Annotated in this window: 18 protein-coding genes; 14 read left to right on the top strand and 4 right to left on the bottom strand. The window is 64.3% G+C overall.

The features are described from left to right. The first annotated feature begins 8 nt into the window (after positions 1-8). Complete coding sequence (locus CKW40_RS05475; RefSeq protein ID WP_095198894.1) at positions 9-1061, top strand: 3-carboxy-cis,cis-muconate cycloisomerase; 1053 nt, start codon at positions 9-11, stop codon at positions 1059-1061. Continuing rightward, a complete protein-coding gene (gene pobA / locus CKW40_RS05470) occupies positions 1061-2230 on the top strand; it encodes a 4-hydroxybenzoate 3-monooxygenase (RefSeq protein WP_095198893.1) in 1170 nt (389 codons plus the stop codon). The genes CKW40_RS05475 and pobA overlap by 1 nt, the downstream gene beginning before the upstream one ends. A gap of 19 nt (positions 2231-2249) precedes the next feature. Here pobA and CKW40_RS05465 read toward each other — a convergent pair whose 3' ends face one another. Then, positions 2250-2921: a FadR/GntR family transcriptional regulator gene (locus CKW40_RS05465; protein ID WP_013896893.1), complete on the bottom strand. Its 672-nt coding sequence runs from the start codon at positions 2919-2921 to the stop codon at positions 2250-2252. Positions 2922-3145: 224 nt separating this feature from the next. Here CKW40_RS05465 and CKW40_RS05460 point away from each other — a divergent pair, with 224 nt between their 5' ends. The 12 genes from CKW40_RS05460 (at position 3146) to CKW40_RS05405 (ending at position 18100) form a co-directional block, all read left to right on the top strand. Continuing rightward, positions 3146-4024 (top strand): fumarylacetoacetate hydrolase family protein, encoded by an 879-nt coding sequence (locus CKW40_RS05460; RefSeq protein ID WP_095198892.1) that lies wholly within the window; start codon positions 3146-3148, stop codon positions 4022-4024. Then, positions 4021-4800 (top strand): alpha/beta fold hydrolase, encoded by a 780-nt coding sequence (locus tag CKW40_RS05455; protein WP_095198891.1) that lies wholly within the window; start codon positions 4021-4023, stop codon positions 4798-4800. Before CKW40_RS05460 ends, CKW40_RS05455 begins: the two co-directional genes overlap by 4 nt. Before the next feature lie 52 nt (positions 4801-4852). Then, positions 4853-6181: a metal-dependent hydrolase family protein gene (locus CKW40_RS05450; RefSeq protein WP_095198890.1), complete on the top strand. Its 1329-nt coding sequence runs from the start codon at positions 4853-4855 to the stop codon at positions 6179-6181. Further along, complete coding sequence (locus CKW40_RS05445; RefSeq protein ID WP_095198889.1) at positions 6178-7224, top strand: branched-chain amino acid ABC transporter permease; 1047 nt, start codon at positions 6178-6180, stop codon at positions 7222-7224. The genes CKW40_RS05450 and CKW40_RS05445 overlap by 4 nt, the downstream gene beginning before the upstream one ends. Beyond that, positions 7221-8249, top strand: a complete 1029-nt coding sequence (locus CKW40_RS05440; RefSeq protein ID WP_095198888.1) for a branched-chain amino acid ABC transporter permease — start codon at positions 7221-7223, stop codon at positions 8247-8249. Before CKW40_RS05445 ends, CKW40_RS05440 begins: the two co-directional genes overlap by 4 nt. Before the next feature lie 51 nt (positions 8250-8300). Beyond that, complete coding sequence (locus tag CKW40_RS05435) at positions 8301-9548, top strand: ABC transporter substrate-binding protein (protein WP_095198887.1); 1248 nt, start codon at positions 8301-8303, stop codon at positions 9546-9548. A gap of 23 nt (positions 9549-9571) precedes the next feature. Beyond that, positions 9572-10357, top strand: a complete 786-nt coding sequence (locus tag CKW40_RS05430) for an ABC transporter ATP-binding protein (RefSeq protein WP_095198886.1) — start codon at positions 9572-9574, stop codon at positions 10355-10357. Beyond that, positions 10350-12581, top strand: a complete 2232-nt coding sequence (locus CKW40_RS05425; protein WP_439330959.1) for an ABC transporter permease — start codon at positions 10350-10352, stop codon at positions 12579-12581. Before CKW40_RS05430 ends, CKW40_RS05425 begins: the two co-directional genes overlap by 8 nt. Before the next feature lie 88 nt (positions 12582-12669). Next, positions 12670-14856, top strand: a complete 2187-nt coding sequence (locus tag CKW40_RS05420) for a flotillin family protein (protein WP_095198885.1) — start codon at positions 12670-12672, stop codon at positions 14854-14856. A gap of 41 nt (positions 14857-14897) precedes the next feature. Continuing rightward, positions 14898-15335: an SRPBCC family protein gene (locus CKW40_RS05415; RefSeq protein WP_095198884.1), complete on the top strand. Its 438-nt coding sequence runs from the start codon at positions 14898-14900 to the stop codon at positions 15333-15335. Between the two features lie 9 nt (positions 15336-15344). After that, positions 15345-16871: a zinc-binding dehydrogenase gene (locus tag CKW40_RS05410; protein WP_095198883.1), complete on the top strand. Its 1527-nt coding sequence runs from the start codon at positions 15345-15347 to the stop codon at positions 16869-16871. Positions 16872-17065: 194 nt separating this feature from the next. Next, positions 17066-18100 (top strand): LacI family DNA-binding transcriptional regulator, encoded by a 1035-nt coding sequence (locus tag CKW40_RS05405; protein ID WP_095198882.1) that lies wholly within the window; start codon positions 17066-17068, stop codon positions 18098-18100. On the opposite strand, the gene CKW40_RS05400 is transcribed toward CKW40_RS05405, so the two are convergent. The 3 genes from CKW40_RS05400 to CKW40_RS05390 form a co-directional block, all read right to left on the bottom strand. Next, on the bottom strand, positions 18088-19038 hold the full coding sequence (locus CKW40_RS05400; protein ID WP_095199154.1) for an alpha/beta hydrolase: 951 nt from the start codon (positions 19036-19038) through the stop codon (positions 18088-18090). The genes CKW40_RS05405 and CKW40_RS05400 overlap by 13 nt on opposite strands. A gap of 23 nt (positions 19039-19061) precedes the next feature. After that, positions 19062-20210, bottom strand: a complete 1149-nt coding sequence (locus tag CKW40_RS05395) for a Gfo/Idh/MocA family protein (protein ID WP_095198881.1) — start codon at positions 20208-20210, stop codon at positions 19062-19064. Positions 20211-20478: 268 nt separating this feature from the next. Continuing rightward, entirely contained in the window at positions 20479-21240 is a 762-nt protein-coding gene (locus CKW40_RS05390) for a DeoR/GlpR family DNA-binding transcription regulator (RefSeq protein WP_095198880.1), read from the bottom strand. Positions 21241-21329 lie beyond the last annotated feature (89 nt).

The raw sequence follows: 21329 nt of genomic DNA, 5'->3' as shown, positions 1-21329 counted from the left end.
AACAGGACATGACCGTATCGCCCTTCGACCATCCGCTGCTGTCCGCTCTTCTCGGTGACGAGGAGGCGTCGAGGCATTTTTCCGTCGAGGCGGAAATCGAGGCGGCGCTGGCGTTCGAGAGCGCGCTGGCGGAGGCCGAGGCTGAGAATGGGATCATAACCAAGGATGCGGCGGCAGCGATTGTGACGGCGCTTGCCACGTTCCGGCCCGACACCGCCTTGCTCAGGGAAGGCGTCGCCAAGGACGGCGTTGTCGTGCCCGAACTGGTGCGCCAGATCAGGGCTGCGGTGGGCGAACCGCATGGTGACAAAGTGCATTTCGGTGCCACCAGCCAGGACGTCATCGACACGAGCCTGATGCTTCGGCTGAAATCCGTCATCGAGCATCTCGGCCTGCTGCTGACCGAAACCATCATACGGCTCACCTCGCTTGAGGAACGCTTCGGGGGCAGGGCGCTGACCGGCATGACGCGCATGCAGCCGGCAATTCCGATTACAGTTGCGGACCGCATCACGGCGTGGCGTGCCCCGTTGCAACGGCATCAGGAAAGATTGTCGGACCAATCCAGGCGCGTGCTGGTGGTGCAGTTCGGCGGTGCCGCCGGCACGCTGGAAAAGCTTGGCGGCAAGGGGCCGGCGGCGCGCGCCGCGCTTGCCGCAAAACTCGGCCTTGCCGATGCGCCGCAATGGCAGAGCCAGCGCGACGCGTTTGCCGATTTTGCCGGCTGGCTGTCGCTGCTGACCGGCAGTCTCGGCAAGTTCGGCCAGGACATCGCCCTGATGGCGCAAGGCGGAACCGACATCGCGCTGTCCGGTGGTGGCGGCTCGTCGGCCATGCCGCACAAGCAGAACCCGGTGAAGGCCGAGGCGCTGGTGGCGCTTGCCCGTTTCAACGCCACGCAGCTTTCCGGCATGCACCAGGCGCTGGTGCATGAGCAGGAGCGCTCGGGCGCGGCCTGGACGCTGGAATGGCTGCTGCTGCCGCAGATGGTGGTGGCCACCGCCGCGTCGCTGCGGCTCGCCGCCGAACTGGCGGCACAGATCGAAAGTCTCGGCCACTGATGCGCACTCAAATCGTCATCGTCGGCTCCGGACCCTCTGGCCTTCTGCTTGGCCAGCTTCTGGCCGGCATTGGCGTCGAGACCGTCATTCTGGAACGCTCGAGCCGCGAGCATGTGCTTGGCCGCGTGCGGGCAGGGGTGCTGGAACAGGGCACGGTCGAGTTGCTGGAAGAGGCTGGTGCTGCGGCAAGGCTGCATGCCGAAGGCCTGCCGCATTCCGGCATTTCACTGGCTTTCGACGAGCGCCTGCACCGCATCGATCTCGCGGCACTCACCGGCGGCAAGCATGTCACCGTCTATGGCCAGACCGAGGTGACGCATGATTTGATGGATAAGCGCGAGGCGGCCGGCCTCGTCACGGTGTATGAGGCCGCCGATGTCGCGCTGCATGATTTCGATGGCGCGCCGTTCGTCACCTACGCCAAGGACGGCGTCTCTCATCGCATCGATTGCGACTTCATCGCCGGCTGCGATGGCTATCACGGCGTCAGCCGCAAATCGGCCCCGGAGCGCGCGCTGAAAACCTTCGAGCGGCAGTATCCGTTCGGCTGGCTCGGCGTGCTGGCCGAAGTGCCGCCGGCCGACCGCGAACTGGTCTACGCCAATCACGAGCGGGGGTTTGCGCTGTGCTCGATGCGCTCGACGCATCGCAGCCGCTACTATGTGCAGTGCCCGCAGGACGATCGCGTAGAGGCCTGGTCCGACGACCGCTTCTGGGATGAGTTGCGCCGCCGCTTGCCGGAACAGACGGCGGCGAGCGTCACCACCGGGCCATCCTTCGAAAAGTCGATCGCACCGCTGCGCTCCTTCGTTGCCGAGCCGATGCACTTCGGCCGGCTGTTCCTGGTCGGCGATGCCGCCCACATCGTGCCGCCGACCGGCGCCAAGGGCCTCAACCTCGCCGCCAGCGACGTGCGCTATCTCTTTGCCGGTCTGCGCGATTTCTACACCGACAAGTCCCAATCCGGTATCGAGGCCTATTCGCAAAAGGCGCTGGCACGCGTCTGGAAAGCGGTGCGCTTTTCCTGGTGGATGACGACCATGCTGCATCGCTTTCCCGATACAGGCGACTTCGGCCAGCGCATCCAGGAAGCCGAACTCGACTACCTCGTACACTCGCAGGCGGCGTCGACCGCACTCGCCGAGAACTATGTCGGTCTGCCCTGGTGAGGGCTGTCGTTCTGCGGATCTACCGCCCCAGCAGATTGCGCTCGACGGTTCTCAGATGCGCCAGCATGGCCTGGCTGGCGCTTTCGGGGTCGCGGCGCAGCAGCGCATCGAGAACCGTCTGGTGTTCGCTGCAATAGATGCTGCGGCGCTCCTCGGAAAAGGAGCGCTTCTTCATTTCGAACCATGGCGCCTGATTGCGCAGGATGCGCATCAGATTGTGGATCTCTTTGAGAAAATCGTTGCGCGAGCAGGCGAAGATGCGGTGGTGGAACTCCGCATCCCAATGCTCGAAGGTCGGCATGTCCTGTGACTCCGAGGCGATCTTGTGCGCCTCGCGCACCGCGTTGAGTTCCATGGCGCTGGCGTTGGTGGCGGCGAACGCCGCCGCCGCCGGCTCCAGCAACTGCCGGATCTCCATCATGTCGGCCGGGCTGGTGCCTTCCATCCGGCCGACAACCGCTGCCATCGAAGCGGGATTGGTGGTGGTCAGGAACGTGCCGCGTCCGACATGCCGCACGACGGTGCCATCATCCTCAAGGAAGGAGACGGCGCGTCGCACCGTGTTGCGCGCCACGCCGAATTCGCTCGCCAGGTCGCGCTCCGGCGGCATGCGGCCATTCTCGATCCATTCGCCTGATGAAATGCGTTTCTTCAGCGCGGTGGCGATGTCGTTGGCGACGAGCTTTGGCATGTCTGGCAACTTTTATCTGATCCGATATTGAACCATTGATAGCAGCTTCGGTTATCGTCGTCCACCACACGGCGCCCATCGACATCCTATGAGGCTGTGGGGATGGCGGTCGAATCCTTTTTGGTATGACCAGCCTAGATTCCTCTTGCGGGCTAAACCAATCGGCGCTAGCGTGTAACAAAAGAGCGAATAATTGGCTCAATATTGGTTCAGGGAGGAACTGGATGCGGGTCGCGACTTTTTCGATCGCTGGCGAACGTCGCGTGGGTCTTGTCGACCTCGATGCGCAGACCGTTGCCCCCTTCGATTTTTCCGTCGACCAGGCCAAATCAGGCATTCTGGCTTTGATCGAGCGCAACGGTGCCGGCCTGCCGCGCACGCTCTCGCCGATCCCGCTGGCGCAGGTCGAGATCGAAGCGCCGATCCCGCAGCCGCGCCGCAACATCTTTTGCGTCGGCAAGAACTATCACGAGCACGCGCATGAATTCGCCCGCAGCGGGTTCGATTCCAGCGCCGGCGCCGGCGCGATCCCCAAGCATCCGATCATCTTTTCCAAAGTGCCTGAATCGGTCGTCGCCAACCATGCCAGCGTGCTGATCGACCCGTCGGTCTCGACGGCCATCGACTACGAGGCGGAACTGGCTGTCATCATCGGCAAGGGCGGGCGCGGCATTTCGAAGGAGAATGCGCTCGACCATGTCTGGGGCTACACCATCGTCAACGACGTCACCGCGCGCGACCTGCAAGGCAAATACAGCCAGTGGCTGATCGGCAAGTCGCAGGACACATTCTGTCCAATGGGGCCATGGGCGGTGACCAAGGACGAACTCGATCTGGCGACGGCCGGCATCCGGTGTTTCGTCAACGAGGATCTGCGCCAGGATTCACGCATCTCGCTGCTCATCTTCGACATCCCGACCATCATCGCCACGCTGTCGCAAGGCATCACGCTGAAGCCCGGCGACATCATCGCCACCGGCACGCCGGTCGGCGTCGGCATCGGTTTCGACCCACCGAAATACCTCAAGGCCGGCGACGTCGTGCGCATCGAGATCGATGGCATCGGCACGCTGGAGAACCGCTTCGCGGAGCACGCGCAATGACCACGGTGACGGTTGGCCAGGTGGTTGCCGAAACCGTCGGCGAGGGCGCCGCCGTGGTGATGATTCACGGCCTCGGCGGCACGTCGAACATGTTCCAGCCACAGATGGCGGCACTGTCGGGCTACCGCGTCATCCGGCTCGACCTGCCGGGCTCTGGCCGCTCGCCGCGCCCGATCGAGCCGCTAACGATCGAGGGGATGAGCGAGGCCGTCATCCGCGCCATGGCCGGCATGGGTGTTACTACAGCGCATTTCGTCGGCCATTCAATGGGCACCATCGTCTGCCAGCAGATTGCGGCGACGCAGCCCTCGCTGGTCGCGTCGCTCACGCTGTTTGGCGCGCTAGCGGAACCGGCGGAGGAGACACGGCAAGGGCTCGGCAACCGGGCGCGGCTGGCGCGCTCGGGCGGCATGGCCGACATCGCCGACCAGATCGTCGCCAATGCGATCTCGGCCCACACCAGGGAAACCTCGCCGGCCGCCGTCGCCTTCGTGCGGGAATCGATCACCCGCCAGGATCCGGAATCCTATGCCCGCACCTGCGAAGCGTTGGCCAAGGCGACCGCCGTCGATGCGCGCAGGATATCGGCGCCGACATTGCTGGTCACCGGCGACGCCGACACGGTCAACCCGCAAGGGGTCGCCCAGGCGCTTGCCGACAAGATCAAGGGCGCCGTATTCTCGTCGCTGGATCGGTGCGGGCACTGGGCCACGGTGGAAAGCCCGCGTGAAAGCAGCCAGAAGCTCGCCGATTTTTTGAGACGGGTTGATAGGTGAGGATTTCAGATCGGGCGTAGAACTACGCGCTCGGCAAGTTGGGAGGCTTGTGATGGCAGACGACAGCTGGAATGGCAACGGTTCGGGCAGCACGCTGTTCACCAATGTACGCGTGCTCGATGCGACGGGTGAATATCCCTACACCGGCGAGGTGCTGGTGCAGGGCAACCGCATCAAGCAGATCACCAAGGGCTCATCGCGCTTCGGCTCGTCCTCCTCGTCGTCCTATAGTGGCGGCGCAACCGTCATCGACGGCATGGGCGCGACGCTGATGCCCGGCATGATCGATGCGCATCTGCATCTGTCCTGGAACAACGCGCCCGGCATCGATCCCATCCAGATGATGGAAATCGAGGAGCACATGCTGGTCACCATGGAAATGGCCAAGCTGGTGCTCGATGCCGGCTTCACCGCCGGCCGGGGTGCCGCCGCCGCCAAGCCGCGTCTCGATGTCGTCGCCAAGAAGTTCATCAACCAGGGCCGTTTCCCCGGGCCGCGCTATCTCGCGGCGGGGCCGGAGATCACCACGGTCGGCGGTCTCGGCGATTCCTCGCCGTCGCACATTCCGCATGAAGGGCTGAACCTCGGCATCGTTGTCTCCGGCCCGGAGGAAATCCGCCGCACCGTGCGCCAGCTGATCAAATACGGCGTCGACTCGATAAAACTCAATTTGTCCGGCGAAAGCATCACCGGCATGGGCGCCGAGGAAACGCCAATGTCGGAGGAGGAGGTCGCGATGGCGGCCTCCGAGGCGCGCTGCCGCAACAAGGTGCTGTCGGCGCATGCGCGCTCGTCCGGCTCGGTCAAGCAGTGCGTGCGCCACGGCATCCAGAACATCTACCATGCCTCCTTCGCCGACGAGGAAGCGCTCGACATGCTCGAGGCGGTCAAGGACAAGCATTTCGTGGCGCCCGGCATAGCCTGGCTGATCAACACCGCGCGCCATGCCGAGCAGTGGGGCATCAAGCCCGGCTCGCCGCTGTCGCTCGAATATGAGCGCGAACTCGAAATGTGCATCGACACGATGAAGAAGATGCACCGGCGCGGCATCCGCGTCTTGATCGGCGGCGACTACGGCTTTGCCTGGACGCCGCAAGGCACCAACGCCAAGGACATCCAGACCTTCGTCGAGATGCTCGGCTTCTCGCCGATGGAAGCGATCCAGGCCGGCACCAAATATGGTGGCCAGATCATGGGCATGGGCGACGAGCTCGGCCTGATCAAGGAAGGCTATCTCGCCGATATCCTGTTGATCGACGGCGACCCGATCGCCGATGTGCGCATCCTGCAGGACAAGAACCGCATCCTCGCCATCATGAAGGACGGCAAGTTCCACAAGGCGCCGCGTATGAACGAGCAGCGCCGGCGGCTGACGGCATGAGCCTGCTCGACCAGCCATCTCAGTCGCTCTCAAGCGGCGGCATGACACGCCGGCAGGCCTGGAGCCTCGTCGGCCTGCTTGCCGCCGCCGTCATCGCATGGCTGGTCTTCGCTGTCTGGCCGGATTGGCTGAATGCGATCCTGATCTCCAAGAAGGCCTTCGTCAGCGCCATCCTCAACGGCATCACGCTGGCCGGCCTCTATTTCCTCGTCGCCAGTGGCTTCACGCTGATCTTCGGCCTGATGCGCAACGTCAATCTCGCGCATGGCTCGCTCTATCTGCTTGGCGCCTATATCGGCTACGAGGTCACCACCCGCACGGGTTATTGGCTGCTTGGCGTCGCCGCCGGTTTCGCCGTGCTTGCCATCGTCGGCGTCGTCATGCAGGTTTTCGTCTTCCGCCGCCTCGAAGGTGATGACCTTCGCCAGACGCTGGTCTCGATCGGCATCTCGATCGTCGCTGCCGATCTGATGCTGGCGGTGTGGGCCGGCGGCACCTATCAGATCACCACGCCCGAATGGCTTGACGGCGCCCTGACCTTACCGATCATCACGGCGGTACGCTCCAACGGCGCCTCGGTCTTCCTCACCTATCCGCTCTACCGCGTCGTCGTACTGGCGGCGGCGATCGTCATCGGCGTCGGCCTATGGCTGATGCTGCACAAGACCCGCGTCGGCATGATGATCCGAGCCGGCGTCGACGACCGCGCCATGCTGCAGGCCTCGGGCGTCAATGTGCATGCGGTGTTCGCCATCGTCTTTGCGGTCGGCGCCGGCCTTGCCGGCTTTGCCGGTGTCGTCGGTGGTTCAGCACTTTCCGTCGCGCCGGGCGAGGATGTCCGCTATCTCCTGGCCTCGCTGGTCGTGGTCATCGTCGGCGGCATGGGCTCGATCACCGGTGCTGCCATCGGTGCGCTGCTGATCGGCCTCGCCGAGCAGATCGGCCTCGTCTACTTCCCGACCTACGGCATCGTGCTGACCTTCGTCATCATGGTGGTGACGCTGGCGGTGCGGCCGCAAGGCATTATGGGGAAGGCAAGATGAGCCTGGCCATCGCCACCAGCAGCGCAACGGCGCAGCAGAATTGGCTGGAGAAGCTCGGCGCCGGCCACATCATCCTTGGCGCGGCACTCGTGCTCTATCCCCTGGTGGCATCCGATTTCTTCCTGACGCAGATCGGCGGCTATTCGCTGATCTTCGGCATGCTCGGCCTGTCGCTGATGCTGCTTGCCGGCTATGGCGGCATGGTCAGCCTGGCGCAGATCACCGTCGCCGGCATCGCTGCCTATGCCATCGCCATCCTCGGCAACAACAATTCCAACATTCTGGGTTTCGGCTGGCCGTGGTGGCTCGCCGTGCCGTTCGCGCTGCTTGCGGCGGCTTTGGCGTCGGCGCTGATCGGCTGGATCTCGGTGCGCACCGAGGGCATCTACACCATCATGATCACGCTGGCGATCGCCACCGCGACCTACTATTTCGCGCAGCAGAACTACGCCATTTTCAACGGCCATTCCGGCTATGCCGGTATCCGTGCCCCGGTCTTCTGGGGCGTCAACTGGCGTGATCCCCGGCCGTTCTACTATCTCTGCCTTGGCCTTGCGGTGTTGTCCTACGCGGCGGTGCTCTACGGCTCGCGCTCGACCTTCGGAATGACCTTGCAGGCGATCCGCGACAATCCGCGCCGCATGCGCGCACTGGGCTACCACGTCACCGCGCACAAGGTCTTCGCCTGGCTGCTGGCCGGCGTGATCGCCGGACTGGCCGGCGTGCTGCTGGTCTGGTTCAACGGCCGCGTCTCGCCCGGCACCATCGGCGTCGATGCCGCGATCGACGTGCTGATCATTGCCGTCATCGGCGGCCTGCGCCACCCGATCGGGCCGTTTCTCGGCGCGGTCGTCGTTATCCTGATGCAGACCTTCGCCATCGACATCGTCGGCGCCGAGCGCTTCAACACGCTGATCGGCATGGTGTTCCTGGTGATCGTCTTCGTCTCACAGGATGGAATTCTTGGGTTGTGGGGGAGGATCAAGCCACATCTTGCCCAGGAGTCCTTGCGTCCCGGCCCCTAGGCGCCGGGATGGAATGAACCACTGCAAAACGAAATCAATGGGAGGAAAATCATGAGGATGCATAGACGTACAGTGCTCGCGCTCGCCGTGTTCACCGGGCTGACCGCGCCTTCGATGGCGCTGGCTGCCGACGACACCATCAAGATCGGCCTGCTCGCCACTTTCGAGGGGCCGTTCAAGGTGCTCGGCGAGGATAGCGAGCGCGGCGCCATGACCGCGGTCGAGGAAGTCGGTGGCAAGGTTGCCGGCAAGAAGATCGAGATCGTCAAGGGTTCGTCCGATGCCTCGCCCGACAGTGCGGTACGCGCCGCGCGCAAGCTGGTCGAGCAGGACGGCGTCAAGGTGCTGGTCGGCCCGCTCTCGGGCGACGAAGGCCTCGCCGTCAAAGACTACGCCAAGACCCAGCCGAACGTGACCTTCATCAACGGCACTTCGGCCGCGCAGGACACCACGCTGCGCAATCCGGCGGAGAACTTCTTCCGCTTCTCGACCGATGGCGCGCAGTGGATGGCCGGCCTCGGCACCTATGCCTTCAAGGACAAGGGCTACAAAAAAGTCGCCACCGTCGCCGAGGACTATTCCTTCCCCTACACGCAGGTGTTCGGCTTCATGGCCGAGTTCTGCAAGGCCGGCGGTCACGTGCCGTCGAAGTCGTGGGTGCCGATCGGCAACAAGGACTTTTCCTCGGTCATCGCCGCCATTCCTGAAGGCGTCGACGCGATCTATGTCGCGCTCGGCGGCGCCGATGCTGTCAACTTCCTGACCCAGTACCAACAAAGCGGCGGCACCGCGCCGCTGATCGGCGGTTCGATCACTGTGGACCAGACCGTGCTGACCTCGAAAGGCAAGCTGAAGGATGTGCTGAAGGGCACGCCGTCGGCCGGCCCGACCGCCGACACCAATGACGCGCCGGCCTGGAAGGCCTTCGTCGAGGCCTACAAGAAGCAGCCGGGCGCGTTTCCGTCGCCCTCGCTCTTCGCCCATGGCTACTATGTCGACATGAAGGCGACGCTGCTCGGCCTCGACCAGGTCGGCGGCGATGTCTCCGACGGCGGCAAGAAGCTGCGCGACGCGCTGTCGAAACTGTCCTTCGACACGCCGACCGGCAAGGTGTCGCTCGACAAGAACCGCAACGCCATCGCCGACATCTTCCTGACCGAGGTCACCGAAGGCGCCGACGGCAATCTCCTCAACAAGCTGGTCAAGGTCGTGCCGCAGGTCAACCAGACGCTCGGCATTCCCGAAGACGAGTTCATGAAGCTCGGCGCGGTCAACCGCGACAATCCGAGCTGCCCGTAACCGGACGTCGAGTGCAGCCGCCAGTGACCGAAAGCTTCGCAGCAAACCGTCTCCAGAGCACCGGCGCCTATGCGCTGGAGCTCGATGGCGTGGCGCGGCATTTCGGGGCGCTGGTGGCGCTCTCGGGCATCACTATGAGGATCGCGGCCGGCGAACGGCGCGCGGTCCTCGGCTCCAACGGCGCCGGCAAGACGACTCTGTTCAACGCCGTGACCGGCGACTTCCTGCCGACGGCGGGGCGCATCCGTTTCTTCGGCGAGGACATCACCGACCTGCCGCCGCATGAGCGCATCCGGCGCGGGCTGCGCCGCACCTATCAGATATCGCAATTGTTCAAGGGCCTGTCAGTCCTCGATTCCATCTTTCTCGCTTGCCGTGGCGTTTCGCGCCGGCGGTTCTCGCTGCTGCGCCCGGCGGCAAACGACGTCAACATGGTGCAGGCGGAATCGATCCTCAACGCCGTGCATCTGGAAACCTACCGCGACACGCTGGTGGCGACGCTGAGCCACGGTCAGCAGCGCCAACTGGAGATCGCGCTGGCATTGGCCGGCGCGCCGCGCTTCATCCTGTTCGACGAGCCGGCGGCCGGCCTGTCGCCGACCGAGCGCCGCGATCTCGTCGCCATCCTCAACGCGCTGCCGAAACACATCGGCTACATCATCATCGAGCACGATCTCGACGTTGCGCTGCGTGTCTCGGAATATGTCTCGATGATGCACAATGGCCGCCTGTTCAAGGAAGGCACACCGCAGGAAATCGAAGCCGATCCGGAAGTGCAGGAAATCTATCTCGGGGGCAAGCATGGCTGAGCGTCCCCCTCGCCAAACGACCGAGAAGATCGCCAAGGCAATGCTGCGGATCGACGATCTGCAGGTCTTCTACGGCGAAAGCCATGCGCTGCAGGGCGTTTCGCTGACGCTGGAAAGCGGCGTGCTGTCGGTGGTCGGCCGCAACGGCATGGGCAAGTCGACGCTGTGCAACACCATTGTCGGCCTGAAGCGAGCGAAGTCCGGTTCGATCCGCGTCGACGGCCGCGAGATCACCTCTCTCGAGCCGCACGAAATCCACCGCCTCGGCGTCGGCTATGTGCCGCAAGGCCGCCGCGTCTGGCCGAGCCTGACGGTCGACGAGCATCTGCGTCTTGCCGCCGGCAACAGGCGCGATGCCAGCTGGACGGTTGAGCGCGTCTACCAGACCTTTCCGCGCCTGGCCGAACGCCGCGGCAACGGCGGCTCGCAGCTGTCGGGCGGCGAGCAGCAGATGCTGGCGATTTCGCGCGCGCTGCTCAGCGATCCCAAGCTTTTGGTCATGGACGAGCCGACCGAAGGTCTGGCGCCGGTCATCGTCGACCAGGTCGAGAAGATGCTGGTCGACCTCGCCGCTGAAGGCGAGATGGCGGTGCTGGTCATCGAGCAGAATATCGGCGTGGCGACAGCGGTGTCGAACCAGGTCGCCATCATGGTCAACGGCCGCATCAACCGGCTGATGGACGCCAAGGCGCTCGCCGCCGACCGCGAATTGCAGCAGCGCCTGCTCGGCGTCGGCCGCCATGGCGAAGAGGCGCAAGTCACGCCGGCGGACGTGGCGCAGGCCAGGGAACAACTGGCGGAAGTCTATCGCGTCGACAGGGCTGGCGCCGGTTCGGCCGAGCCGATGCCGCAGAACGGCGTCTATAGACCGGTCACCGAACTGCCCAACCGCTGGAATGTCCCGGTCACCGAACTGCGCCAGGCGGCGGTCGACAAGGCAGCACCGCAGGACGATTTGAAAAAGGTTTTTGCCATTCCCTTTGCCGAGCGCATCGGCAGGACCGTGCTCGTCGTCGGCACTTTCGACACCAAGGGCAAGGAATTGCGCTTCGTCGCCGACCGGCTGAGATCGCTCGGCCTGCCCGTGCGCACGGTCGATCTCTCCACATCGGGAAAACCGACAAGCGCCGACGTGCCCGCCATGCAGGTGGCCGGCATGCACGTGCGCGGATCCTCCGCTGTCTTCACCAATGATCGCGGCGGCTCGGTCAGCGCCATGGCGGAAGCCTTCGCGCGTTGGATCGAGCGTGAGCCGCGCATTGGCGGCGTCATCTCGGCGGGCGGCTCCGGCGGCACCACGCTGGCGACGGCGGGCATGCGCGTGCTGCCCGTCGGCATCCCCAAGCTGATGGTGTCGACGGTGGCGGCCGGCGACGTCGCCAAATATGTCGGCGGCGCCGACATCATGATGTTCCATTCGGTCGCCGACGTGCAGGGGCTGAACTCGATCACTGAAGCCGTGCTGTCCAACGCCGCGCACGCCATGGCCGGCATGGTCGCGCAATTGCCCAATGCCGAGGCCTGGGAAGCAAAACGCAAGCTGGCGCGGCCGGCCGTCGGTATCACCATGTTCGGCGTCACCACGCCCCTGGTGCAAGCGGTGACCAGACGCCTCGAAGCCGACTATGATTGCCTTGTCTTCCATGCCACCGGCATTGGCGGGCGGGCGATGGAAAATCTCGGCGACTCCCGCCTGCTGTCGGCCTTCCTCGATCTCACCACCACGGAAGTCGCCGACATGATCGTCGGTGGTGTCTTCGCGGCAACCGAGGATCGTTTCGGCGCGGCGATCCGCACCGGACTGCCCTATGTCGGCTCGACCGGTGCGCTCGACATGGTCAATTTCGGCCCGCGCGACAGCGTGCCGGAGAAATTCCGTAGCCGCAAATTCGTCATCCACAATCCCAATGTGACGCTGATGCGCACGACGCGGGACGAGAACCGCGCTTTCGGCGAATGGATCGGCGCGCGGCTCAACGCCATGAACGGCCCTGTGCGCTTCCTGCTGCCCGAGGGCGGCGTCTCGATGCTCGACTCGCCGGGTCAGCCCTTTGATGATCCGGAAGCCGACAACGCGCTGTTCGAGGCGATCGAGAAGACGGTTCGCCGCACGCCCTTGCGCCAGGTCGAACGGGTGCGGGCCAACATCAACGACACGCCTTTCGTCGACGCGGCGATTGCTGCCTTCCACGCGATTACGCCGAAGCTGCAGAGGCGGGCATGAAGAATTGGACTTCGCCACCGTGCGGGTGGATGTTTGAAATATCGCCGGTCGCCCCGTGCCGACCGTAGTGTCTTGGGGAGGATAGATCATGGACGCGCAGACCTTTGGCGCTTTCCTGTTGTGGCTGATCATTGCCGCGGTTGTCGTGGTGATCGCCGTCTACATCTTGCGCTGGCTTTATCGCCGCTCGACCAAGGAGACGGCGTTCGTGCGCACCGGCTTCCTGGGCGAGAAGGTGGTGGTCAATGGCGGCGCCTTCGTCATCCCGGTGCTGCACGAGATCACCCCGGTCAACATGAACGTGCTTCGGATCGAGGTGCGTCGCGAGGATGGGCTGGCGCTGATCACCCGCAACCGCATGCGCGTCGACCTGATCGCCGAGTTCTTCGTGCGCGTCGGCGCCAGCCGCGAACTGGTGGCCGCCGCCGCACAGACGCTCGGCCGCCGCACGCTGCAGCCCGACAGCTTGCGCGAATTGCTCGAAGGCAAGTTCGCCGGCGCGCTGCGCACCGTCGCCGCCCAGATGACGCTGGAAGAAATGCATGAATTGCGCGGCGACTATGCCGACAAGGTGCGCAGGCTGGCCGAGGAGTCGCTTGCCGCCAACGGCCTGGAGCTTGAAAGCGTCGCCATCGTCGATCTCGACCAGACCAGCCTCGAATATTTCGATCCGTCCAACGCTTTCGACGCCGAAGGCCTGACGCAGCTGACGGAATCGATCGAAACACGGCGCCGCATGCGCAACGAGATCGAGCAGCGCACGCTGGTCGACATCCGCAACCAGAATCTCGATACCCAGCGCAAGGTGCTGGAGATCGACCGCGACAGCGAATATGCCCGCCTCGAACAAGAGCGCGAAGTCGAAATCCGCCGCGCCGCGCAACGTTCGGAGCTCGCCATCGAGCGGGCGCTGCGCGACCAGGAATCGGAGCAGGCGCAGCTTTCGTCGCGCGAGGCGGTCGAAAAATCGCGGCTCAACCAGGAGCGCAACATCACCGAGGAGCGCATCAAGAGCGAGGAAGACACGCAGCGCCGTGAGATCGCACGCCGCCGTTCGCTCGACGAGACCGAAATGAAGATGCGCGAGCTGACCGAGCGCGAGCAGATTGCGCTCGAACTGTCGCTGGAGAAGGCCCGCATCGAGCGCGAAGGCACGCAAAGCAAGCTCGAGATCGAACGCAAGAAGCTGCTTGAAGTCGCCGAACTGGAACGCCAGATCGCACTCGCCGAAAAGGCGCTGGAGGTGACCAGGGCCGAGGCGGAGAAGCGCCGCGCCGAGATCGTCGAGAACCAGGCGACCGAGACGGCGCGCATCGCACAGGAGCGGGTTGTCGACGAGGTCCGTATCGAGCGCGAACGCCACCTCGAAGCGCTGCAGATCGCCAAGCGCCAGGCCTTCGAGGAAGCCGAGATTTCGGCCAGCGAAGAGGTCGAGCGCGCCCGCATCACCACCGAGCGCGGCATCGAGGAAGCGCGGCTGATCAAGGACCGCGACATCAGGCAGCTCGGCGTCGACCGCGACCAGAAGATCGAGATCGCCGAAATCCAGAAAGCGATCGACATCGCCAAGAAGACGCAGGAGCGGTCTTCCGCGATCGCGGCTTCCGAAGCCGTGCGCGCCAAGGCCGTCCAGGCCGAGGAACAGGCCTTCACCGCCCGCGAACGCGAGATCGCCGAGCGCCGCAAGCTGACCGACCTGATCGGCGCGCAGCGCGAGGCTGAGCGTGAGGCGCTGCGCATCACATCCGCGGCGGACGCCGAGATGAAGGCGGCGAAGAGCCTCGCCGAAGCGCAGAAGATTGCCGCCGTAGCCTCGGCCGAATCTGAGAAGATCCACGCCCTTGCCGCCGCTCAGCGCTACGAGGTCGACGCCGCCGGCCACCGCCAGCTCAACGAGGCTGAGAACATCCTTTCCGAAGGTGCGCGGGCCGGGCGCCTGCGCGGAAAGCTGCTCGACCACATGGAAGGCATCATCCGCGAGAGCGTCAAGCCGATGGAGAAGATCGACGGCATCAAGATCCTGCATGTCGACGGCATCAATGGCGGCTCAGGCGGCAACCGCAACGTCACCGACGAGGTCATCGACTCCGCGCTGCGTTACCGGGTGCAGGCGCCGATGATCGACAATCTGATGAAGGAGATCGGCATCGAGGGCGGTTCGCTCGGCCGCATGACCGACGTGCTGCGCGACGCCAAGGACATTTCCAGCCTGACCCGTGACAAGAAGGGCAAGGGCAAGGCCGCCAAGGACGACGATGACGACCGCGATCACTGACGCGATGATCATGCGGTTGCAGATATCGACGGTTGCCTGAAATGACCAAGGTCTATGTCTCCTCGGTCATTCCAGCGCCGGCAGCGGAGGTGTGGAAGCTCGTCCGCAACTTCAACGCATTACCGAGCTGGGCGCCGTTCGTCGCCGAGAGCCGCATCGAGCAGAATGCGCAGGCAGACCAGATCGGCTGCATCAGAAGTTTCACGCTGAAGGACGGCGGGCGCATCCGCGAAAGGCTTCTGGCGCTGTCCGACTACGACCTGTCCTGCAGCTACGCCATCCTCGAAAGCCCGATGGCGGTGGAGAACTATGTCGCCACCCTGTCGCTGACGCCGATCACCGACGGCAATCTGACGCTCGCCGAATGGCAGGCGGAGTTCGACTGCGCCCCGGACCGCGAGGCATCGTTGATGCACCAGATCGGCCACGGCGTGTTCCAGACCGCTTTGACCGCGCTGAAACACCGGTTCGGGCGCTGACGCCGGCCGATGGTCAAGGTTTGCCAGAGCACGATCATCGAGGCGCCGGTCGACGAGGTCTGGTCGATCCTGCGCGATTTCAACGGCCATGACCGCTGGCATCCGGCGATCGCCTTCAGCGAGATCGAGGGTGGCGAGCCGGTCGATGCCGTTGGCGCGGTGCGCCACTTCCGGCTGAACGATGGCGGCGAATTGCGCGAGCAATTGCTGGCGTTGTCCGACAAGGACCGGCGGCTGAGCTATTGCCTGCTCGAAGCGCCGCTGCCGCTGATGGGCTATGTCGCCTCGCTGCGGCTGAAACCGGTGACCGACACCAATGCCACCTTCTGGGAATGGCGCTCCAAGTTCAACCCGCCGGCGCATCGCCGCGACGAACTGGTCAGGCTGGTCAGCGAAGGTATCTACCAGGCCGGCTTCGCGGCCGTGCGCAATCTGCTGCTGCGCGGGCGCGTGGGATCACCAGTCGAGACGAGACCGCCTCGAGTAATTATCGAGCCGACTCCATCCGTGAATGTACGGCATTCCGTGTCAATGGCCGCGCCTGGCCAGGCCGCAACGACCCGGGCGATCGTCGTCGAGCGCTACGGCGGACCGGAAGAGTTGCAGCTCAGGGAAATCGAACTACCGCCAATGGGTTTGAACGAGGTGCGGATCCGTCACACGGTGATCGGCGTCAATTTCATCGACGTCTATTGCCGCACCGGTTTTTTCGACCTCCTGCAGCCGCCCGGCGTGCCGGGCATGGAGGCGGCCGGCATCATCGAAGCGGTTGGATCGGCGGTGTTGGGCTTTGCCGCCGGCGACCGCGTTGCCTATGCCTGTCCGCCGGTCGGCGCCTACAGTGAGCGGCGCAACATGGCGCCTGAACTGCTGGTCCACCTCTCGGACGACATTGCCGATGAGATCGCCGCTGCCGGCCTGCTCAAGGGCGTCAGCGCCAGTTTCCTGCTGCACGATGTCCATGCGGTGAAGCCGGGCGATGTCGTCCTCATCCATGCGGCTGCCGGCGGCATCGGCCAGTTGCTGGTGCAATGGGCGCGTCATCTCGGGGCGACGGTGATCGCGACGGTGTCGAGCGACGACAAAGCCCGCGTCGTCGAGCGTCTCGGCGCGCACCATGTCATCGTCTACTCCCGTGAAAATTTCACTGATGCGGTCATGCGGCTGACCGGGGGCAAGGGCGCCGGTGTTGCCTATGACGCGGTCGGCAACGACACATTCGCCGGCTCGCTCGCGGCCCTTGCCGTGCGTGGCCATCTCGTCAGCTTCGGCCAGGCTTCAGGACCGATCGGCAATTGGGATATCGGCCGCTTCGCCTCGAAGTCGCTGACCATTTCGCGGCCCAACTATGCCCATTACACCGACACGCCGGAAAAACTCGCGCCACACGTCGCCAGGTTTTTCCAGGCGCTGCGGCAAGGTGTGGTCCGCGTAGAGGCGCCGACGCGTTACACCCTCGCCAACGCCGCCGATGCGCACCGCGATCTGGAATCGCGCCGCACCACAGGAGCGCTGGTCCTGCTGCCGAAGCCGTAACCGAGGCTCCAAGTCCGAGTTTCCATTTAGAGCGTCAATAAATAATTTGACGCGCGCAACTCTTTTGCGTTGTAGTGGAAACGCGAAAATTTGACTGAACAGATTCGGTCAAGCAATGCTGCCTCACGGCAACGGCCGCAAGACTGATTCTGGCCGGGCCGGGAAGGTCGACGGGCGCGGGCAAAGGAATATCGATGGCGGAGAAGACCCACCGCACGATGGATGATTTCGCTAGGGCGTCCGGCGTGTCACGGCCGACCCTGTCGAAGTATTTCGACGATCCTGCGAGCGTGAAGCCGGCGACGCGGGCGCGCATCGAGGCAGCACTTCGGTCCTCGGACTATCAGCCGAACGTTTTCGCGCGCAATCTCAACCGCAAGCGCACCCGCAATGTCGGCATCGTCGTGCCGACGATTACCGATCCGTTCTATGCCGAGATGGTCAGCCGCATCGAACTGCGCTGCCGCGACGAGGGTTTCTGGCCGATCGTCATCTCCTCGCACGGTTCGCCGACACTGGAGGCGGAATCGGTCAAGACGCTGTTGTCGCTGAAGGTCGCCGGCGCCATCGTCGCTCCGCTCGGGTTGGTCTCCGAACCCGGCGTCTTCGAGCGGATGAGCGAGGACATTCCGATCGTCTATTTCGACACTTACATCGAAGGTGACACGCCTTTCGTCGGCAACGACAACCACCAGAGTACGTCGACCATCGTCGACTATCTCTGCCGGTCCGGCGAACCGCCGGTCTATGTCGACATTCCGCATGTGAACCACAATTCGGGCGAACGCCTGCAGAGCTATATCGAGACGATGCGAGCCGCCGGCCTGGAACCCGTCGTGCTTGAGGCGGCGGGCGGCTACAACTGGGATTTTGAGCGCATCGGCCATGAGTGGATGGAGCGGACGCTCGAAAAAGGCGGCCTGCCGGCGCGCACGCTGCTATGCGCCAACGACCGTCTCGCCTTCGGCGTCATGGCGGCGGCTTTTTCGCGCGGGCTGAAGATCGGCCGCCGGGCCGATTGCGATTTCCGTGTCGCCGCCCACGACGATCATCCGCTGAGCCGCTACACCTGTCCGGCGCTGACCACCATGGCGCAGGATTTCGCCGCCATGGCCGGCCGCAGCGTCGAGATGCTGCTGGCCTTGCTCGACGAGGCCGATCCGCCCGGCCAGGGTCCGGCGCGCAACGTCAAGCTCGGCGCGACGCTGGTGATGCGTCAATCAGCCTGAGCGCGCGTCTGCAGTTTGAGCCAGGCCGCCGCCTCGCTCACCGCTTGCCGCGCCGCCAGAATGTGGCGGCCCATCGAGACGAAGCCGTGGATCTGTCCCGGCCAGTGCCGCAGGACCAGCGGTACGCCCTCGGCCCGCAGCCGCTCGGCATAGGCCGTGCCTTCGTCGGCAAGGATGTCATGGCCGGCGATCACGACAAACGCCGGTGCGGCGCCGGCAAGGCTCGAGGCCAGCAGCGGCGAGACGCGCCAGTCGGTGATGTCGTCCGGCGTTCGCACATAGTGGTCGCGGAACCAGGCCATGGTGGCGGCGGTCAACCCGAAGCCGTCGCCGAAGCGCCGGTAGCTGTCCGCAATCTGGCGGGCATCGGCGTTGGGATAGATCAGGATCTGGGTGGCAAGCTTGGGTGCCAGCCCGTCACGGGAAAGCAACGCCAGGACAGCGGCAAGATTGCCGCCGGCGCTGTCGCCGGCAAGGCTGATGCGGGCAGGGTCGATGCCCAGTTCCCCGGGATTTTCCGCCATGAAGCGCAGCGCTGCCACGCAATCCTCGAGCCCTGCCGGAAACCTGTGCTCCGGCGCCAGTCGATAATCGGGGCAGACGACGACGGCGTTGCCCAGATTGGCGAGCCAGCGGCAGATCTCGTCATGCGAATCGAGATTGCCGATGACCCAGCCGCCGCCATGCAGATAGAGCACGGCGCGCGCCCCGGTTCGCGGTGCGCCGATGCCGCGATGGATGCGGAACGTGACCGGGCCGTTCGGCCCGTCGATCTCTTGTTGCGAGGTCGCCGCAACCGGCTCGTGCTCGCCCTGCTGTGTCGGGAAGGAAGCGTTGTAGGCGGCCCGCGCCGCCGCCACGCTGCCGTTCTCGAATGGCTCGCCACCGGCCACACGGCCGATTTCGAGGACACGCAAAGCGTCAGGATCGAGCGTCATCCGCATCTCCGTCATGCCCGTGCCTATGCGAGCAGGCTGCTTGCCCCGTCCTCGGTCAGCAGCGCCGGCTGGACGACATCGCCAGCAATGGCGACCGAGCTTTTGGTTTCGCCCGAATGCAGGATCGCTTCCATGATTTCCAGCACATGCAGCGCCAGATTGCCGGATGCGCGGGGCGTTGCCCCTGTCTGGAGCGAGCGCACCAGATCGGCGACGCCGAGCATGCGATAGTTGGCGCGATCAGGCGCTGCGTATGGCCAGTTACGGGCGCCGTAGAGCTCGCCTTCGCTGGCAAAATCCTTCCACTCGGCGCCGCGTTCGGACAGCGACACGGTGCCGCCGAACGTGTCGGGATCGGGCAGGCGCAGCGAGCCTTCCGTGCCATGCAGTTCGATCGGATGGTTGGAGTGCTTGAAGACGTCCCATGACGCGCCGAAGGTGACGGTGGCGCCCGAGCGGAATTCGAGCAGCGACAGCACGTTGGTCGGCGTGCCGACCTTGAAGCTGGTGTTTTTGAACGGTCCTTCGGCGGTGATCAAGCGTTCCTCCTGGCCGCGCGTCGCCATCGCCATGACGTGCGCGACGGGACCGAGCAGATTGACCAGCATGGTCAGGTAGTAGGGGCCCATGTCGAACACCGGGCCGCCGCCCGGCTGGTAGTAGAATTGCGGGTTCGGGTGCCAGTGCTCCATGCCGCGCCCCATCATGAAGGCGGTGCCGGTGACCGGGCGGCCGATGGCGCCCTCATCCATCAGGCGGCGCGCCCGGCGCCCGGCGGCACCGAGGAAGGTATCCGGCGCCGAGCCGAGCAGCACGCCGCGCTTGGCCGCCTCCGCCACCAGGCGGCGGCCGTCGCTGGCCGAAGTCGCCAGCGGCTTTTCGGTGAAGACATGTTTTCCCGCCGAAAGCGCGGAAAGCGAAATGTCGAAATGCGCTGCCGGAATGGTCAGGTTGAGGACGAGATCGATCTCGGGGTCGGCCAACAGCGCATCGACGCTAAGCGCCCGGATGCCATATTCCTTCGCCCGCAACGCTGCCATGTCGGTGGAAATATCGGCGCAGGCGCTGAGTTCGATTCCACCAAAGAGGGCTGCATTGCGCAGGTAGGTCATTGAGATGTTGCCGCATCCGATGACGCCGATTCCGAGCTTCGTCTTTGATTTTGCCTGCATTTTTGGCCTTACCTCCCAACTTCGTCATGCTCTGCCGGATCCGTTGCTCCGGCAACGGATCATCTTCGAAAAGCGCTATACAACATTTTAAATATTGACGCGCGTAAAATTTTTATAGAACATGCGAAAATGCTGGCGCGATATTGGGAGGCTGCCGGCCTTGGGAGGAGAAGATGACAGACCTGAAAAAACGGCCGGGCGCCGATGCGAATCCCGTGGGTCATGCGCGCATTGGATATTTCCGTCGCGGCCAGGGACCGCGACGGGGTCAGGCATAGATCACCTTGGCCCCGCTCCTATCAAGCTGGCTGCGTATCGGGTCGGACAGGCCATCGTCGGTGATCACAACATCGACGCTCGACAGCGAAAATGCCTTGGAGGTCCCGCTGACGCCCCATTTGCTCGAATCCGCAAGGAGGACAACGCGCCGGGCCATGCGCACGAGGTTTCGCTTCGTTCGCGCCATGTCTTCGTTCACGTCGACCACATCCAGTGACGAGTCAATCGCATGCGCTCCAACAAAGACCTGATGCGCCACCAAGCCGCCGAGAGCCGTGTCGGCATCGGTGATCAGCGTGCTCACCGTGTCTGGATAGACCCGGCCACCGATCATGTGAACGTCGAGCCCGGGCCGATGCATCAGATGCTGCACGATATTCATCGCCGTGGCTGCGACCACGACATTGCTGAGCGGCGGTAACAGCATGGCAACCTGCATCAATGTCGAGCCGCCGTCGAAGATGACCGATTGGTTGTCCTCGAACAGCTCTACCGCCGCCCGGGCGATGCGTTTCTTTGCATCGAGGTTCGTTTGCATCCGCCGGGCGAACGCGGCCGTGGTCGAATCTGTGGTCCGGGTCACCGCCCCTCCACGGGTCTTGGTCAGCAGTCCCTTGCGGTCCAGTATCTCGAGGTCGGAGCGCACCGTGACTTCCGACACGCCAAAATCGTCTGACAGGTCCTTGATGCGAACCTGTCCGCTGCGTTGCACTTCACCCAGGATCGATTGGCGTCTCTGCTCTGACAACATTGCCCTGTCCTTGCCTCCATGCGCCAAGCGATCGCCCTGGCCTCGGTTCACTCTACCAAAAATATGCGAATTCGAAAGATTTCGAAAGA

Source organism: Mesorhizobium carmichaelinearum, from assembly GCF_900199455.1.
GTDB lineage: Bacteria > Pseudomonadota > Alphaproteobacteria > Rhizobiales > Rhizobiaceae > Mesorhizobium > Mesorhizobium carmichaelinearum.
This window is presented reverse-complemented; position numbering and strand designations above follow the sequence as displayed.

Excerpts from the sequence above, each read along its gene's own strand:
- CKW40_RS05475 (WP_095198894.1), top strand. The coding sequence starts at position 9 with ATGACCGTATCGCCCTTCGACCATCCGCTGCTGTCCGCTCTTCTCGGT.
- pobA (WP_095198893.1), top strand. The coding sequence starts at position 1,061 with ATGCGCACTCAAATCGTCATCGTCGGCTCCGGACCCTCTGGCCTTCTG.
- CKW40_RS05425 (WP_439330959.1), top strand. The coding sequence starts at position 10,350 with ATGGCTGAGCGTCCCCCTCGCCAAACGACCGAGAAGATCGCCAAGGCA.
- CKW40_RS05465 (WP_013896893.1), bottom strand. The coding sequence starts at position 2,921 with ATGCCAAAGCTCGTCGCCAACGACATCGCCACCGCGCTGAAGAAACGC.
- CKW40_RS05405 (WP_095198882.1), top strand. The coding sequence starts at position 17,066 with ATGGCGGAGAAGACCCACCGCACGATGGATGATTTCGCTAGGGCGTCC.
- CKW40_RS05395 (WP_095198881.1), bottom strand. The coding sequence starts at position 20,210 with ATGCAGGCAAAATCAAAGACGAAGCTCGGAATCGGCGTCATCGGATGC.
- CKW40_RS05455 (WP_095198891.1), top strand. The coding sequence starts at position 4,021 with ATGACCACGGTGACGGTTGGCCAGGTGGTTGCCGAAACCGTCGGCGAG.
- CKW40_RS05420 (WP_095198885.1), top strand. The coding sequence starts at position 12,670 with ATGGACGCGCAGACCTTTGGCGCTTTCCTGTTGTGGCTGATCATTGCC.
- CKW40_RS05415 (WP_095198884.1), top strand. The coding sequence starts at position 14,898 with ATGACCAAGGTCTATGTCTCCTCGGTCATTCCAGCGCCGGCAGCGGAG.
- CKW40_RS05450 (WP_095198890.1), top strand. The coding sequence starts at position 4,853 with ATGGCAGACGACAGCTGGAATGGCAACGGTTCGGGCAGCACGCTGTTC.
- CKW40_RS05460 (WP_095198892.1), top strand. The coding sequence starts at position 3,146 with ATGCGGGTCGCGACTTTTTCGATCGCTGGCGAACGTCGCGTGGGTCTT.
- CKW40_RS05390 (WP_095198880.1), bottom strand. The coding sequence starts at position 21,240 with ATGTTGTCAGAGCAGAGACGCCAATCGATCCTGGGTGAAGTGCAACGC.
- CKW40_RS05400 (WP_095199154.1), bottom strand. The coding sequence starts at position 19,038 with ATGACGCTCGATCCTGACGCTTTGCGTGTCCTCGAAATCGGCCGTGTG.
- CKW40_RS05410 (WP_095198883.1), top strand. The coding sequence starts at position 15,345 with ATGGTCAAGGTTTGCCAGAGCACGATCATCGAGGCGCCGGTCGACGAG.
- CKW40_RS05440 (WP_095198888.1), top strand. The coding sequence starts at position 7,221 with ATGAGCCTGGCCATCGCCACCAGCAGCGCAACGGCGCAGCAGAATTGG.
- CKW40_RS05445 (WP_095198889.1), top strand. The coding sequence starts at position 6,178 with ATGAGCCTGCTCGACCAGCCATCTCAGTCGCTCTCAAGCGGCGGCATG.
- CKW40_RS05435 (WP_095198887.1), top strand. The coding sequence starts at position 8,301 with ATGAGGATGCATAGACGTACAGTGCTCGCGCTCGCCGTGTTCACCGGG.